Source organism: Paralcaligenes ureilyticus (genome assembly GCF_004346225.1).
Classification (GTDB): Bacteria; Pseudomonadota; Gammaproteobacteria; order Burkholderiales; family Burkholderiaceae_B; genus Paralcaligenes; species Paralcaligenes ureilyticus.
Genome location: NZ_SMAJ01000003.1, coordinates 162,544 through 177,295, shown reverse-complemented (window position 1 = coordinate 177,295; position 14,752 = coordinate 162,544). Strand labels below are relative to the sequence as shown.

Here is a 14,752-nt window from a genome sequence, read left to right as displayed (position 1 = left end):
TGATTTTTATGCATCACAAGTACCACACCAGATTGGGTCGTATTCCATTGCGTCACGGCAAGTGAAAATCAGGACTCGGCAACACACATGAATCTGAAACAGCTCAAACACGTCGTCGCCCTGTCGGATACCTTGAATTTCCACCGAGCCGCCGAACGCGTTTTTCTGACTCAATCGGCGCTTAGTCGCAGCATCGCCAATTTCGAGAGCGATATAGGGCTGGTTATTTTTGATCGAAGCAACGGGCAAGTCGCCGTTACAAGCGTAGGGCAGCAAGTGTTGCATCGGGCACGCAAACTATTGGCCGATTCGCACAATTTCCTGCAAGACGTAAGGCATCTGAAAGAAGGGATTTCAGGCCTGGTGAGTTTTGGAATGGGGCCTTTTCTGGCCGCCACCGTCATCCCATCGGCGCTAAAAAAATACCACCTAGCGCATCCAGGCATATCCCTGAATATGAACATCAATCGATGGGATTATCTGAGAAATCTGCTGGAGAACGAGGAGATAGAGTTTTTTATCGCAGATATCCGGCAAATCCCCGACGACCAGAACTTAAACATCACGCTGCTGGGCAACCCATCCATAGGTTTTTATTGCCGCCGTGGGCATCCCCTGCATAAACAGAACAGTGATGCCCCCATCAATGCCCAAGAATTGCTCGAATTTCCCATGGCTTCGGTAGGCATACCGCCTGTCGTGAAACAAGAGATCAAACACGAATTGAATCTGGCCGAGTCCGCTGATTTAAAAATCGATATACAGTGCGATGATCTGTTGCTGTTGAAAAATTTATTACCTGGTACGGATATTGTTTTATTGTGCGCCAAAGCGATGATGGCCTTTCCCTCAATACAAGAAGAAATCGTGCATTTGAACGTCCCCATGGCGAACAATAAGTTCGGCACATGGGGATTGGTCACGATAAAATCCAAGGAGCTGACCCCGGCCGCACAGATACTGGCGCAATTGCTATGCACCCATATCGTCGAGGCGACCAACGAGTTTTAATCCATGGGGTGCCGCTACAAAACGCTGACGGCCAAGTCGTAACCTAACCAAACCGCCCGGTAATATAGTCTTCGGTTTCCTTGCGCGCGGGCTTGACGAAGATCTGATCGGTCTCGCCGAACTCCATTAGTTCGCCCAGGTACATATAAGCGGTGTAGTCCGAGCACCGTGCGGCCTGCTGCATATTGTGCGTCACAATAACCACGGTGTAGTCGGACTTGAGCTCGGCGATCAGCTCTTCGATCTTGGCGGTGGAAATGGGGTCCAGGGCCGAACAAGGCTCGTCGAGCAGCAAGACTTCCGGTTTGATGCCCACGCCGCGCGCAATGCACAGGCGCTGCTGCTGGCCGCCCGATAAGCCATTGCCGCTTTGATGGAGCTTATCCTTGACCTCATTCCACAAAGCCGCTTTGCTCAATGCCCACTCGACGCGTTCATCCATTTCGCCCTTGCTGAGTTTTTCAAACAATCGCACTCCGAAGGCCACGTTGTCGTATATGCTCATGGGAAAAGGCGTGGGCTTTTGGAACACCATCCCGACCCTGGCGCGAATCAAGGAGATATCCATTTTCGAGGTAAGCAGATTCTCGCCGTCGAAATTGATTTCACCCTCGGCACGTTGCCCGGGATAGAGTTCGAACATGCGGTTGAAAGTACGTAGCAAGGTCGACTTGCCGCAGCCCGACGGGCCAATGAACGCCGTGACTTTGTTTTCCCGGATGGCCATGTTGACGTTACGTATGGCATGAAACTTGCCATAGTAAAAATTAAGATTCTTGACCTCGATTTTTACTTGTTGATCGGGTGTGGAAGTTTGCATTGTCGGTTCCAGATGCAGGGGGCAAACCCTGGCGCTTTATTTATTTGCGGAAAAATGAACGTGCGGCGATATTGATGCCCAACACCAGCAAGGTAATCAAAACGGCACCCGCCCAGGCCAACCGGTTCCAGTCGGCAAAGGGGCTGGCCGCGTACTGATAAATCACCACCGGCAAATTGGCCATGGGAGTATTCATGTCGAGCGACATGAACTGATTGTTCAGCGCGGTAAACAGCAGCGGCGCCGTTTCGCCGGCGATGCGGGCAATAGCCAGAAGCACACCTGTCATAATGCCCGAGCGCGCGGCGCGATAGCTGATGAGCGTGACAATCCGCCACTGCGGGCAACCCAGGGCGGCGGCGGCTTCACGCAGGCTATTGGGCACCAGCATCAACATATTGTCGGTGGAACGCACCACAACCGGAATCACCAGAATGGCCAGGGCAAAGGCCCCTGCCCACCCCGAGTAATGCCCCACCTGAGCCACAAACACGGCATAGATAAACAAGCCGATGACGATCGACGGGGCGGAAAGCAGCACGTCATTCAGAAAACGAGTGGCGGGCGCGAGCCAGCCTCGCTGGCCATATTCGGCCAGATAGGTGCCTGCCAGCACGCCTATGGGGGTGCCGATCAGGGTTCCCACCGCCGACATCATGACACTGCCCACAATGGCATTCAACAAACCGCCATCGGCGCCCGGAGGCGGCGTATCGTGAACAAACAACGAGAGGGTCAGCGCCGGGCCGCCTTTGTAGATCAGGGTCAGGATAATCCAGAACAGCCAGAACAGGCCAAACAGCACAGCGGCCAAAGACAGGGTCAGCATCAGTTTGTTGAAACGCTGCCGTCGCCGGTACACCGGGTTGCCTATGCTTATGGTCGCTTCAGGGTTGAACATGAATTTATCCGGTTAACGCGAACTGCCTTCGTTTTTGGCCAGACGCAGCAAAAGTATTTTAGATATCGCCAGAACAATCGTGGTGATGAGAAACAGGATCAAACCGAGCTCGAGCAAGGCGGATTTTTGCATGCCGCCCGCTTCGTTGAACTCATTGGCCAACGCCGACGCAATCGAGTTCGATGGAGAGAAAATCGAATTGGGCAGGTTGAAGGCATTGCCGATCACAAAGGTAACAGCCATGGTTTCACCCAACGCTCGCCCCAGACCCAGCATAATGCCGCCTATCACTCCATTCTTGGTGAAAGGCAACACCACTTTCCAGACCACCTCCCAGGTGGTTCCGCCCAACGCATAGGCCGATTCTTTAAGCATGGGCGGCACAACTTCAAATACATCGCGCATCACCGCAGTGATAAACGGGATCACCATAATCGACAGGATCAGGCCCGCCGTGAAGATGCCGATGCCAAACGGAGGGCCGGCAAATATCTGGTTGAGCACCGGTACAGGCTCAAAGAAGGCAATCAGGTAGGGCTGAACATATTCCTGAAAAATCGGCACAAAAACGAATAGCCCCCACATGCCGTAAATAATGGACGGAATGGCGGCGAGCATTTCGATGGCGGTGCCCAAAGGCCGGCGCAGCCATGTAGGCGAGAGCTCGGTCAGGAACATGGCAATGCCAAAGGAAATGGGTACGGCAATAGCCAGCGCGATCAGCGAGGTCAGTACCGTGCCCACGACCGGCACCAGCGCGCCATAAACATTCTGGACAGGATCCCAGTCATTGGTCCACAGAAACGCAAGTCCGTGGGCGGCAATGGACTGGCGGCTGCCGTAAAGCAGCGACACCATAATGGCGGCCAGGAGCGCAAACACCAGGAAAGCAAAAGAGCGCGTCAGATTCTTGAACAAGACGTCCATTAAGGCGTTTTGATTTTTTTTCATGGCCGCTCGTTGTTTACCGCGCTCAAGACCTGTAATGTAGGCACGCTGAATTCCTGCTTATATTGGGACAAACTACCTATATTTTTGCATAACAAAGGCGGTGCCATCTGCAACAGGTACTGGTATGTTGTTACAAATGCCGTGTTAAGGAGGTGGAATGGCACCCACAAGGGGTGCCGCTACATGTATCTACCGGGACGTTATGTAGTGGCAGCCCTTGTGGCTGCCATCCGTAAACCTGGTGATGCCGTTTGATTACTAACGATTATGGCAGCCACAAGGGCTGCCACTACGTAAATGTGGCTTATTTCCAGATTGCAGAGCCGTCAGCGCCCTTGATCTGGGTTTTCCACAGCGCGGTAATCTGGCTGGTGACCGCCTCGGGCAAAGGCACGTAGTCTAGCGCCGCTGCCGATTTACCGCCATTTTTAAAGGCCCAGTCAAAGAACGCCAGCACTTCCTTGGCCGCTGCCGGCTTGTCCTGCACTTTGTGAACCAGGATGAACGTGGCCGAAGTTACAGGCCAGGATTGCGCGCCCGGTTCGTCGGTCAGCACTACACCCATTCCCGGTGCGCTCTTCCAGTCGGCATTGGCTGCCGCGGCGGCAAAAGCCGCTTGCGTGGGCTGAACAAACTTGCCGTCTTTGTTTTCCAATTGCGTCCAGGACAGATTGTTCTGCTTGGCGTAGGCGTACTCAACGTAGCCGATCGAGTTTTTCAACTGACGCACATAGGCCGCCACCCCTTCGTTGCCCTTGCCGCCCTGGCCTGTGGGCCATTTGACCGCTTTGCCTTCGCCGACTTGCGATTTCCATGCAGGCGAAACCTTGGACAAATAGTTGGTCCAGCCGAACGTGGTGCCCGAACCATCGGCGCGATGCACCACGATAATGGCTTTTCCAGGCAAGGCCACACCGGGATTCAAAGCCTTGATCGCGGCATCGTCCCACTTGGTGACCTTACCCAGGAAAATATCGGCCAGGACCGCACCGGACAACTTCAACTGACCAGCCTTGATACCGTCGACATTGACCACCGCCACAGTACCGCCGATAACCGCTGGAAACTGGAACAGGCCATTTTTTTCAAGTGCATCGCCCTTCATGGGGTCATCGGATGCGCCGAAATCGACAGTTTTGGCAATAATCTGCTGTTGGCCGCCGCCCGATCCGATAGACTGGTAATTGACCTGATTGCCTGTGGCCTGCTTGTACTGATCGGCCCATTTGGCATAGACGGGATAGGGAAACGAAGCACCCGCGCCGGTAATGTTGGCCGCATGAACCGTCAACGCCGCGGCACCGATCACGACGCCGGTGGAAATTTTCAAGACGAGATGTTTAAACATCAAGGGATCCTTTAGGTCTGATGAAAACTAAGGCAGGAAAAACCTGCACAGACGTCATCCTAAACTCCAAATATGACATGTTCGTGACGATTCAACATCCTGTCATTTTCCTAGTAATTGCATCAAATAATGGTGCATATTAAAAGGAGCGCCCCGGCTCTTGACCTTTACATAGCTGCCGTCGGGTTGCGCGCGCCACGCCAGCTGATTATCACGTAACGCATAGGTAAAGGCTTCGGCGATGACCCGCTTTTTAAGCGATTTATCCAAAACGGGAAAGCCCACTTCGACGCGACGGAAAAAATTCCTGTCCATCCAGTCGGCCGAGGCCAGATAAACGTCTTCCTGGCCATCGTTGTAAAAATAGAACACTCTGGAGTGCTCCAGAAAGCGCCCTATTATCGAGCGCACCCGGATATTTTCCGACAAGCCCGCCACGCCCGCTCGCAAAGCGCACGCGCCACGCACGATCAGATCTATCTTGACGCCCGCTTGGCTAGCTTTGTAGAGCTCGTCGATCACAATAGGTTCGAGCAGGGAATTCATTTTCGCCATGACGCGTGCCTTTTTCCCCGCACGGGCATTGACCGCTTCGGCCCGAATCATTGCCACCATGGTTTCATGCAGTGTAAAAGGCGATTGCAGCAGCATTTTCAAGGGGCGCCGCGCCCCCAGGCCGGTCAGCAGCGAAAACACCTTGTCCATGTCTTCGCACAATTTCTGATCGGCCGTCAGCAGACCGAAATCGGTGTAAAGCTTGCTGGTTCGAAGGTGGTAGTTGCCGGTGCCCAGATGGCCATAACGCCTGATCCGCCCTTCTTCACGCCTTAACACCAGCACCATCTTGGCGTGCGTTTTGTGCGCCACAACGCCATAGCTGACATGTGCGCCTACCGCTTCCAGCTTGGCTGCCCAATTGATATTGGTTTGCTCGTCGAACCGCGCCATCAGTTCGACCACCACGGTCACCTCTTTACCCGCCTTGGCCGCCGCCAACAGCAAACGCATCAATTCCGAGTCTTCCCCGGTGCGATAGATGGTTTGCTTGATTGCCACGACAGACGGGTCGGAGGCCGCCGCCGTAAGGAAACTGATGACCGGCTGGAAGGACTGATAGGGATGATGCAACAAACGGTCACGCTGGGCAATCGCTGCAAACAGCTCATCGGGCCTGTCCGACACTTCATCAAAGGGGGCCGGGACCCTGGGACGATAGTCGGGAAATATCAGATCGGGACGCTCGACAGCGTTGCAAAGCTGCATCAATCGCGACAAATTGACCGGCCCGCTGACCCGATAGGTATCGCGCGGTTCCAGAGAAAACTCGCCCTGCAGAAACGACGCCAGATCAACCGGCATCAGATGATCAATTTCCAGCCTGACGGCCGCGCCAAAATTGCGTTGCGACAACTCGCCTTGCAAAGCCTGGCGCAAATTGGTGATTTCTTCTTCGTCGACAAACAGGTCGCTGTTGCGAGTAACACGCCACTGATGGCAACCTTTGACTTCAAGCCCCGGGAACAATTCGCCCACATATTCGCTGATCAGCGCGGTCAACAGCATATAGCCGTCGGCAATACCGGCGATCTCGGGTGGCACTTTGATTACCCGCGGCAAGGCGCGCGGTGCCTGAACAATCGCAATCGAGGCCCGGCGGCCAAAGGCATCCTGCCCAGCCAGGGAAACGATAAAGTTCAGGCTCTTGTTGTAGACGCGCGGAAACGGATGCGCCGGATCCAGGCCGATCGGAGTCAGCATGGGCATGACATCGCGAAGGAACGTGGCGTGCGCCCACTCGCGCAGCGCCTCGGTCCAGGCCGGAGGTTCCAGCAAGCCGATGCCTTCGGCCATCAGTTTGGGCAATATCTGGGCCGTCAACAGGAAATTTTGACGCTCGACCAGGCTATGCGCGGCCAACTGAACCCGCTCAAACGCTTCGGCGGGCGTGAAACCATCGTCGCCCACCAGCGAGGAGTTCTGGCGCTGCTGTTCTTTCAGGCTCGAGATACGAATTTCAAAGAATTCGTCGAGATTCGAGCTGACAATGCATAAATAGCGCAAACGCTCCAGCAAAGGAGTGCTGCGGCTTTCGGCCATCGCCAACACCCGTTCGTTGAACTTGAGCAAGGAGAGTTCGCGATTCAGGAGCGTCGATTTGGGAGGAAGAAGAGGCATACGTAAACCCATGATGGCACAGTGCGCAAACTTTTACTGCATTTTTTTTACAGTTATATGACAGTCTACGAGATTGTGGGAAATCGGGCCAAATCGGGACATGATCGATTTTTTTTTGGCCCCCTGAGCGCCCGCGACCTGGCACAGAGGGTTTCGGTCTTTATAATCCGGAAGTATTTATCACGGACGCTTCCCAGGAATGGATCAACTACTTGCTGCGGTCGACCTCGGCTCCAATAGCTTTCGGCTCTCTATAGGCCGAGTCGTGCAAAACGAGGGTATCGCGCAGATTTACGCCATCGACCGGCTCAAGGAGTCTGTACGCCTGGCGGCGGGGCTTGGCCCCGACAAACGGCTCAACCAGGAAGCGATCGAGCGCGCCATTACGGTATTGAAGCGGTTCGGTGAGCGTATCTCAGGTTTTCACCCGGATCGCGTACGGGCCGTCGCCACCAACACCTTCCGGGTTGCGCGCAACGTGGCCGAGTTCCTGCCCCGAGCCGAAGCCGCTTTGGGCTTTCCCATCGAGGTCATCGCCGGCCAAGAGGAGGCGCGCCTGATTTTCTCGGGCGTCGCCAACGAACTTGCGCCCTCGGCCAACAGACGGCTGGTGATCGACATCGGCGGGGGTTCGACCGAACTGATCATCGGCCGGGGCTACGAGCCCATACGCATGGCCTCGCTCTACATGGGCTGCGTCAGCTATGAGCAGCTGTTTTTCCCCGATGGACGCATTACCGAGGCGCGCATGGAACAAGCGCAACTGGCCGCGCGGCGCGAGATCGAGGCGATCTCCAGGCAATACCGTCAAACGGGCTGGCAGGAAGCCTACGGCTCGTCAGGAACGGCCAAAGGCCTATATGCCATTCTGACCGAGAGCGGCTTGTCGAAAAAAGGCATTACACTGGCCGGCCTGGAAGGAATCAAGGCCAAGCTGATACACGACGGCAAAGTGGTTGCAAGCTCCCTGCCGGGGCTAAAGCCCGACAGGGCCATGGTGCTGGCGGGCGGGCTGGCCATTATGCTGGCGGCGTTCCACGAGCTGAAGATCAAGCTCATGATGCCCGGAGAAGGCGCTCTGCGCATGGGCGTACTGTACGATTTGCTGGGCCGGGACTCGCCGCACGACAAACGCGACGAGACCGTGCGTCAATTCATCAAACGCTATCAGGTCGATACGCACCAGTCTTTACGGGTCAAAAAGCTTGCGCTGGCGCTCTTTGATCAATTGGACCTGGCCGGCGACGAAAAGCAGGAGCTCATGCGCAGCCTGTCCTGGGCCGCCGATCTGCACGAGGCAGGCATTTCAATCGCGCATGCCGACTATCACAAGCACAGCGCCTACATTCTCGCTCACGCCGATATGCCGGGCTTTTCCAACGACGCGCAAGCCCTGCTCGCCTGGCTGGTCCTGGGGCATCACGGCAAGATCAACAAATTGCGGGCGCAGGAATCAACCCGGGCGCAATGGCTGACGCTTCTTTGCCTGCGCCTGGCCGTGCTGCTATCACGGCGGCGAGAAGATATGGATACGCTGCCGTTAAAGGTCAGCGCCAACCACGACACCATTTCCGTCCGGGCTCAAACCTCGTGGCTCACCAACCACCCCTTGTCTGCCTATACCCTGCGCGGCGAAATGACCGAGTGGGGCAAGAGCGATTTTAAATTCGAGCTGGTCGAAGCGGCGTAGAGGATTTTTGTAGCGATTTGTGCAGTGGGAAGATGGCAGCCACAAGGGCTGCCGCCACATGAGCGACCGGTAGGTTTTTGTAGCGGCACCCCTTGTGGCTGCCATCTAAACAAACAAAAACTACGACACCATCGCCGGCGTCCGATCAAGACCGAAGTGGCGGCGATAACGGGTGTCCATGCGCGCCATATCCAACAGTACGGGAAAATCGGCCGTATTGAAATCAGGATCCCAGGCGGGCTCGCCGCAAATGGTGGCGCCCAGCTTCAAATAACCTTTGATCAGGGGCGGCACACGCGCAGGCAAGGTATGGTCCAGCCGTTCAACCGGATACCGATGACGCGGCACCACCACCGGCAGTTCAGGAGTCTTTTGCAGGGCTTTGCTCGCCGCGCGCCAAACCTCGGCGGCCGTCACCCCGTCGTCGCGCAGGCTGACGCTGGCGCAGCCCAGAACATAGCGCGCACCGTAATCATGCACCCGCCTGGCGACGCCCGACCACAACAGCATGATTACCGAACCGCTGCGATAATCGGCATGAATGCAGGAACGTCCAACTTCCACCAGACTGTTGCGCACCGGCGCCAGGCTGCTGATATCGAATTCCGATTCGGAATAATAGCCGCCCGCCTTGACGGCATTGGCCGGAGTCAGCAAACGGTAGGTGCCCACCACCCGGCCTGTATCGATTTCTTTCACCATCAGATGCTCGCACCACGTATCGTAGTGGTCGCAATCCAGGCCATCGACGGCATCGGGAAAGACCGCATTCAACTCGTCGGTGAAAATGTTGTAGCGCAAACGCTGAATCGCCTCCAGTTCTTCATTGTTGCGGGCAACGCCCATAACAAGGCCACCGGCTGATGAGCACGGCCAGCCCCCCCCGGCCACCACATCAGACTGTATACGCGCTAGCTCCAACATAAGGATCGCTCCGAGAACATTTCACGACTGATTATGTGCGTTAGATGCTACAGATGTTTGAACGACACATTACCTTTTCATTAAATTTACCGCAACCAATTGCCGCACCCCTTGCTCAGCCAAGGCCGCATCTTCAGCCTCGACCATCAGACGTAATTTGGGTTCCGTCCCCGAGGCGCGAATCAACACGCGGCCACGGCCGTTCAATTGCGCCTCGACCTGGGCCTTGGCCTGGATCAGGCCCGGATGGGATTCCCACTGAACGCCTGCGGCAAGAGGCACATTCACCATTTTCTGCGGATACATTCTTAATCCGGCCACCTGGCTGGCCAGCGTCTCGCCGGCGCGCCGCATGCCCGTCAATACCTGCAAGGCCGCGATAATGCCGTCGCCGGTCGTGTGGCAGTCGAGACACAAAAGGTGCCCCGAACTCTCGCCGCCATAAAGCCAGCCACGCTGCAACATGCGTTCAAGCACATAGCGATCGCCCACGCGAGCGCGGTCGAAACCCACGCCCAAGGCCTGCATCTGCTTCTCAAAACCGAAGTTTGTCATCAGGGTGCCCACCACCCCATCTACCTTGCGCTGGGCCATGCGCCCCCGCACAATCACATAGAGCAGTTCATCACCGTTATACAAGCGCCCGGAGCCGTCCACCATTTGCAGGCGATCAGCGTCGCCGTCCAGGGCAATTCCGATGTCGGCTCCGCGGTTTTGGACCTCGGCGATCAAGCCCTCGGGGTGCAGGGCTCCGACGCCCTCATTGATGTTGAATCCGTCGGGCGCGCACCCTATGGCATACACTTCGGCGCCCAACTCGCGAAACACGTGAGGCGCCACGTGATAGGCGGCGCCGTGGGCGGCATCCACCACGATCTTCAGGCCCGACAGATCCAGTTCGTTGGGAAATGTGCTTTTGCAAAACTCGATATAACGGCCGGCGGCGTCGTCGATGCGCCGCGCACGGCCCAGTGCTTCGGACCCCACGCAGCCCAGCGGCTCTTCGATGGCGGCTTCAATCTGCGCCTCGACTTCATCGGGCAGTTTCATACCCTGGGCGGAAAAAAACTTGATACCATTGTCCTGATACGGGTTGTGCGAGGCGCTGATGACAATGCCTGCCACCAAACGCAAAGCCCGCGTCAGATAGGCCACGGCAGGCGTGGGGATGGGCCCGGCCAGCAAGACATCGATGCCGGCGGCCGATAGGCCCGCCTCGAGCGCGGACTCGAGCATATAACCCGACACCCGCGTGTCTTTGCCGATAATCACCGTGGGACGGCCCCGCCCGGGGTTTTGGGTAGCCAGAACTCGACCGGCTGCATAGCCCAGACGCAGGGCGAATTCGGCGTTGATCGTCGCGCCACCCACCTCGCCGCGCACACCATCGGTGCCAAAATACTTGCGTTGACTCATAAGGAAACTCCGTGTTCGATGGCCTGCCAAACCTTGATGGCATCGGCCGTTGCGCCAACGTCGTGCACCCGCACAATGCTGGCCCCCCGGGCAATGCCGGCCAGCGCCGCGGCAATACTGCCCGCCACCCGTTGATCGGCGGGGCGGCCGATAACATGGCCTATCATCGACTTGCGCGACACGCCCAACAGCAATGGAATATCGGCAATCCGCAGTTGCGCGAGGCGTTGCAACAGTAAATAGTTTTGTGCCGGGGTTTTGCCAAAACCAAACCCCGGATCCAGGACAATACGCCGCCGCGAAATGCCTTGCAGCAGCAATACATCCAGACGCTCTTGTAAAAATTGTTTGACTTCGCCCAACACATCGTCATAATGCGGCGCCTGCTGCATCGTGCGCGGCTCGCCTTGCATATGCATGACGCACAACCCACACGGCGAAGCCGCTACGGCCTCAATCGCCCCGGGATGGCGAAAGCCGTATATATCGTTGATCATGTCGGCACCCGCATCGAGCGCCTGCCGCATGACAGCGGGCTTGAAGGTATCGATGGATAAGGGCACGCCCGCCTCGCGCAAGGCCTCGATGACCGGCTGCAAGCGCCTGAACTCGTCGACCGCGGAAACAGGATCAGCGCCCGGACGCGTTGACTCGGCGCCAATATCCACGATATCGGCGCCCTGGGCGATCAAGTCTTTGGCATGGGCAATGGCGGCATCGGCCTCAAAGTACAGCGCGCCGTCGGAAAACGAGTCGGGGGTGATATTGACCACCCCCATTATCAATGGGCGCTCGAGTGTCAACTCGAAGCGCCCACACTGCAAGCTCGGCATGCCCATTGAATGGCGAACGTGCTTAAACGGGTGTAGTAGCCGTGCTGCTGTTGCCGCCAGCCGGCGAGAGGCCGGTAGGAGGCGGCGTGCTGTCGGAAGCATCCGACGATACCTGGGGTATTTTGGGCGCACGCGGCGGGCGGCCTTCCATAATGTCCTGGATCTGGTCGGCATCGATCGTTTCCAATTCGAGCAAGGCGGCCGCCATGGCTTCCATCTTGTCGCGATTGTCCTCAATGATTTTACGGGCTACCGCATATTGCTCATCGATGATCGAGCGGATTTCCTGGTCGACCTTTTGCATTGTCGATTCGGACACATGCGTGGTTTTGGTGACGCTGCGCCCGAGGAATACCTCGCCTTCGTTCTCGGCATATACCACCGGCCCGAGCGAATCGGTCATGCCGTAGCGTGTGACGATGTCGCGCGCAATCGCTGTGGCCCGCTCGAAGTCGTTGGAGGCGCCCGTAGTCATTTGATGCATGAACACTTCCTCGGCGATACGCCCGCCAAACAGCACCGCAATCGTATTGAGCAAACGTTCTTTATCCATGCTGTAGCGGTCGCCCTCGGGCAACTGCATGGTCACCCCCAGAGCCCGCCCGCGCGGAATAATCGTGACCTTATGCACCGGATCGGTCTTGGGCAGCATGCGCGCCACCAGAGCGTGGCCGGATTCATGGTAGGCCGTGTTTCTGCGCTCTTCCTCAGGCATGACCAGAGTGCGGCGTTCGGCACCCATGATAATTTTGTCTTTGGCCTTTTCGAAATCACTCATTTCAACTGCACGGCCATTACGGCGCGCAGCAAATAAAGCCGCTTCGTTGACCAGATTGGCCAGGTCGGCGCCGGAGAACCCGGGGGTTCCACGCGCCAGAATCAGGGCATCGACGCTGGTTGCCAAGGGCACCTTGCGCATGTGCACTTTAAGGATTTGTTCGCGGCCGCGAATATCGGGCAAGGACACAACCACCTGGCGATCGAAACGCCCCGGGCGCAGCAACGCGGGATCGAGTACGTCGGGACGGTTGGTGGCGGCAACGACCAAAACGCCTTGGCCGGTCTCGAAACCATCCATTTCAACCAACAACTGATTCAACGTCTGTTCGCGTTCATCATTGCCGCCGCCCAGCCCTGCGCCCCGCTGACGGCCCACGGCATCAATTTCATCGATAAAGATAATGCACGGCGCCTGCTTCTTGGCATTTTCAAACATGTCGCGCACACGCGCCGCACCGACGCCGACGAACATTTCGACGAAGTCCGAACCCGAAATACTGAAGAAAGGCACTTTGGCTTCGCCCGCAATGGCCTTGGCCAGCAAGGTTTTACCGGTACCGGGCGAGCCCACCATTAAAACGCCACGCGGGATACGCCCACCCAAGCGTTGAAATTTGGTCGGGTCGCGCAGAAAATCAACGAGCTCCTGCACGTCTTCTTTGGCTTCGTCGCAGCCGGCGACATCGGCAAAGGTAATATTGTTCGTGTTTTCATCGAGCATGCGCGCGCGCGACTTGCCAAAGCTGAATGCTCCGCCTTTGCCGCCGCCCTGCATCTGACGCATAAAGAATATCCAGACGCCGATCAGCAGCAGCATCGGGAACCAGGAAATAAACAGGCTGGTCAGAAATGAAGGTTCTTCGCGCGCCTTGCCCGAGACCTGCACGCCATACTTGACCAGTTCGGGCACCATCCAGAGATCGCCCGGCGAGGTCAGGCTATAAGCGCGGCCAGCGTCAGGCGTGACATAGAGCGTATCGCCCTGGATGTCGACTTTGCTGATGCGCCCGGCCTGCGCATCGGTCATGAATTGGGTATAGGTGACGGTTTCGGCGGTTGCGGTACGGCCGTCAAACTGCTTAAAAACCGTAAACAGCACCAGCGCGATCACCATCCAGATCGCCACCTTGGAAAACGAGTTGTTCAAAGCCAACCTCCACGTGTACTTTCATACTTGTCAAGCGCCCCCCGGCACCTATGGCAGCAAAACAAGCGTATTAATAAGTCATTCTAACCTGACGGGGAAAATCATGTTCAGTACTCGTTAAGACTTTAGCCGGCGCCCAACCAGGAACGTTTCCGACGATTTATCGCGCGACGCCTTGGGCTTGCGCTCGACCACCCGCTGGAAATGACGCTTGAACGATTCGACAATTTGCGAAAATCCGCTGCCATGGAATGCCTTGACAATAAGTGCGCCGTCCGCGGTGAGATGCCGGCAGGCAAAATCGAGGGCAATATCGCATACATGCTGGATACGCGCCGAATCGGCCGACCCTACCCCTGACAGATTGGGGGCCATGTCCGAAATTACAAGGTCAACCGGCTGGTCGCCCAGCTGTTTTTCCAATTGCGCCAGCACCGCATCTTCGCGAAAATCGCCTTGTATGAACTCCACCCCCGCAATGGGCTCCATCGGCAGCACGTCCAGGGCAATCACACGCCCCAAGATCACTCCGCCCGCGCCCAACATGCGTTCGCGCGCCACTTGCGACCAGCTTCCTGGAGACGAGCCCAGATCCACGACCGTATTGCCGCGCTGCATCAATTTTTCGGTATCGAGGATTTCAATCAGCTTGAAGGCGCCGCGGGCCCGATACCCTTTTTGCCGCGCCATTTTGACGTATGGATCGTTAATATGTTGCTGTATCCACTCTTTTGAAAATTTATTTTTGGCCATTCC

12 protein-coding genes are annotated in these 14,752 nt (G+C 56.7%); 2 read left to right on the top strand and 10 right to left on the bottom strand.

What is annotated here, in order from left to right:
• Positions 1-87: 87 nt before the first annotated feature.
• A complete protein-coding gene (locus EDC26_RS05455; RefSeq protein ID WP_132580282.1) occupies positions 88-1,011 on the top strand; it encodes a LysR family transcriptional regulator in 924 nt (307 codons plus the stop codon).
• Positions 1,012-1,054: 43 nt separating this feature from the next.
• Here the strand turns inward: EDC26_RS05455 and pstB are convergent, their stop codons facing one another.
• The 5 genes from pstB to ppk1 form a co-directional block, all read right to left on the bottom strand.
• Positions 1,055-1,831 carry a phosphate ABC transporter ATP-binding protein PstB gene (gene pstB / locus EDC26_RS05450; RefSeq protein WP_132580280.1) on the bottom strand — a complete coding sequence of 259 codons (777 nt, stop codon included), beginning with the start codon at positions 1,829-1,831 and terminating at the stop codon, positions 1,055-1,057.
• Between the two features lie 40 nt (positions 1,832-1,871).
• Positions 1,872-2,732, bottom strand: coding sequence for a phosphate ABC transporter permease PstA (gene pstA, locus EDC26_RS05445; RefSeq protein WP_132580278.1), 861 nt, complete (start codon positions 2,730-2,732; stop codon positions 1,872-1,874).
• A 12-nt stretch (positions 2,733-2,744) separates the two neighbouring features.
• Positions 2,745-3,683, bottom strand: coding sequence for a phosphate ABC transporter permease subunit PstC (pstC, locus tag EDC26_RS05440; protein ID WP_132580276.1), 939 nt, complete (start codon positions 3,681-3,683; stop codon positions 2,745-2,747).
• A 304-nt stretch (positions 3,684-3,987) separates the two neighbouring features.
• Entirely contained in the window at positions 3,988-5,031 is a 1,044-nt protein-coding gene (gene pstS, locus EDC26_RS05435; RefSeq protein ID WP_132580274.1) for a phosphate ABC transporter substrate-binding protein PstS, read from the bottom strand.
• A 102-nt stretch (positions 5,032-5,133) separates the two neighbouring features.
• Positions 5,134-7,206 (bottom strand): polyphosphate kinase 1, encoded by a 2,073-nt coding sequence (ppk1, locus tag EDC26_RS05430; protein WP_132580272.1) that lies wholly within the window; start codon positions 7,204-7,206, stop codon positions 5,134-5,136.
• Between the two features lie 199 nt (positions 7,207-7,405).
• Between ppk1 and EDC26_RS05425 the strand changes: the two genes are divergently transcribed.
• Positions 7,406-8,896, top strand: a complete 1,491-nt coding sequence (locus tag EDC26_RS05425) for a Ppx/GppA phosphatase family protein (RefSeq protein ID WP_132580270.1) — start codon at positions 7,406-7,408, stop codon at positions 8,894-8,896.
• 120 nt (positions 8,897-9,016) lie between these two features.
• On the opposite strand, the gene EDC26_RS05420 is transcribed toward EDC26_RS05425, so the two are convergent.
• The 5 genes from EDC26_RS05420 to EDC26_RS05400 form a co-directional block, all read right to left on the bottom strand.
• The gene (locus EDC26_RS05420) at positions 9,017-9,820 is read right to left on the bottom strand and encodes a GNAT family N-acetyltransferase (protein ID WP_132580268.1); all 804 of its coding nucleotides are present in this window, start codon (positions 9,818-9,820) and stop codon (positions 9,017-9,019) included.
• A 69-nt stretch (positions 9,821-9,889) separates the two neighbouring features.
• The gene (gene glmM, locus EDC26_RS05415; RefSeq protein ID WP_132580266.1) at positions 9,890-11,236 is read right to left on the bottom strand and encodes a phosphoglucosamine mutase; all 1,347 of its coding nucleotides are present in this window, start codon (positions 11,234-11,236) and stop codon (positions 9,890-9,892) included.
• Positions 11,233-12,069, bottom strand: a complete 837-nt coding sequence (gene folP, locus EDC26_RS05410; protein WP_132580264.1) for a dihydropteroate synthase — start codon at positions 12,067-12,069, stop codon at positions 11,233-11,235. Before folP ends, glmM begins: the two co-directional genes overlap by 4 nt.
• Positions 12,070-12,091: 22 nt before the next feature.
• A complete protein-coding gene (gene ftsH, locus EDC26_RS05405) occupies positions 12,092-13,996 on the bottom strand; it encodes an ATP-dependent zinc metalloprotease FtsH (protein WP_132580262.1) in 1,905 nt (634 codons plus the stop codon).
• Positions 13,997-14,113: 117 nt separating this feature from the next.
• Positions 14,114-14,749, bottom strand: a complete 636-nt coding sequence (locus tag EDC26_RS05400; RefSeq protein WP_132580260.1) for an RlmE family RNA methyltransferase — start codon at positions 14,747-14,749, stop codon at positions 14,114-14,116.
• Between the last annotated feature and the right edge of the window lie 3 nt (positions 14,750-14,752).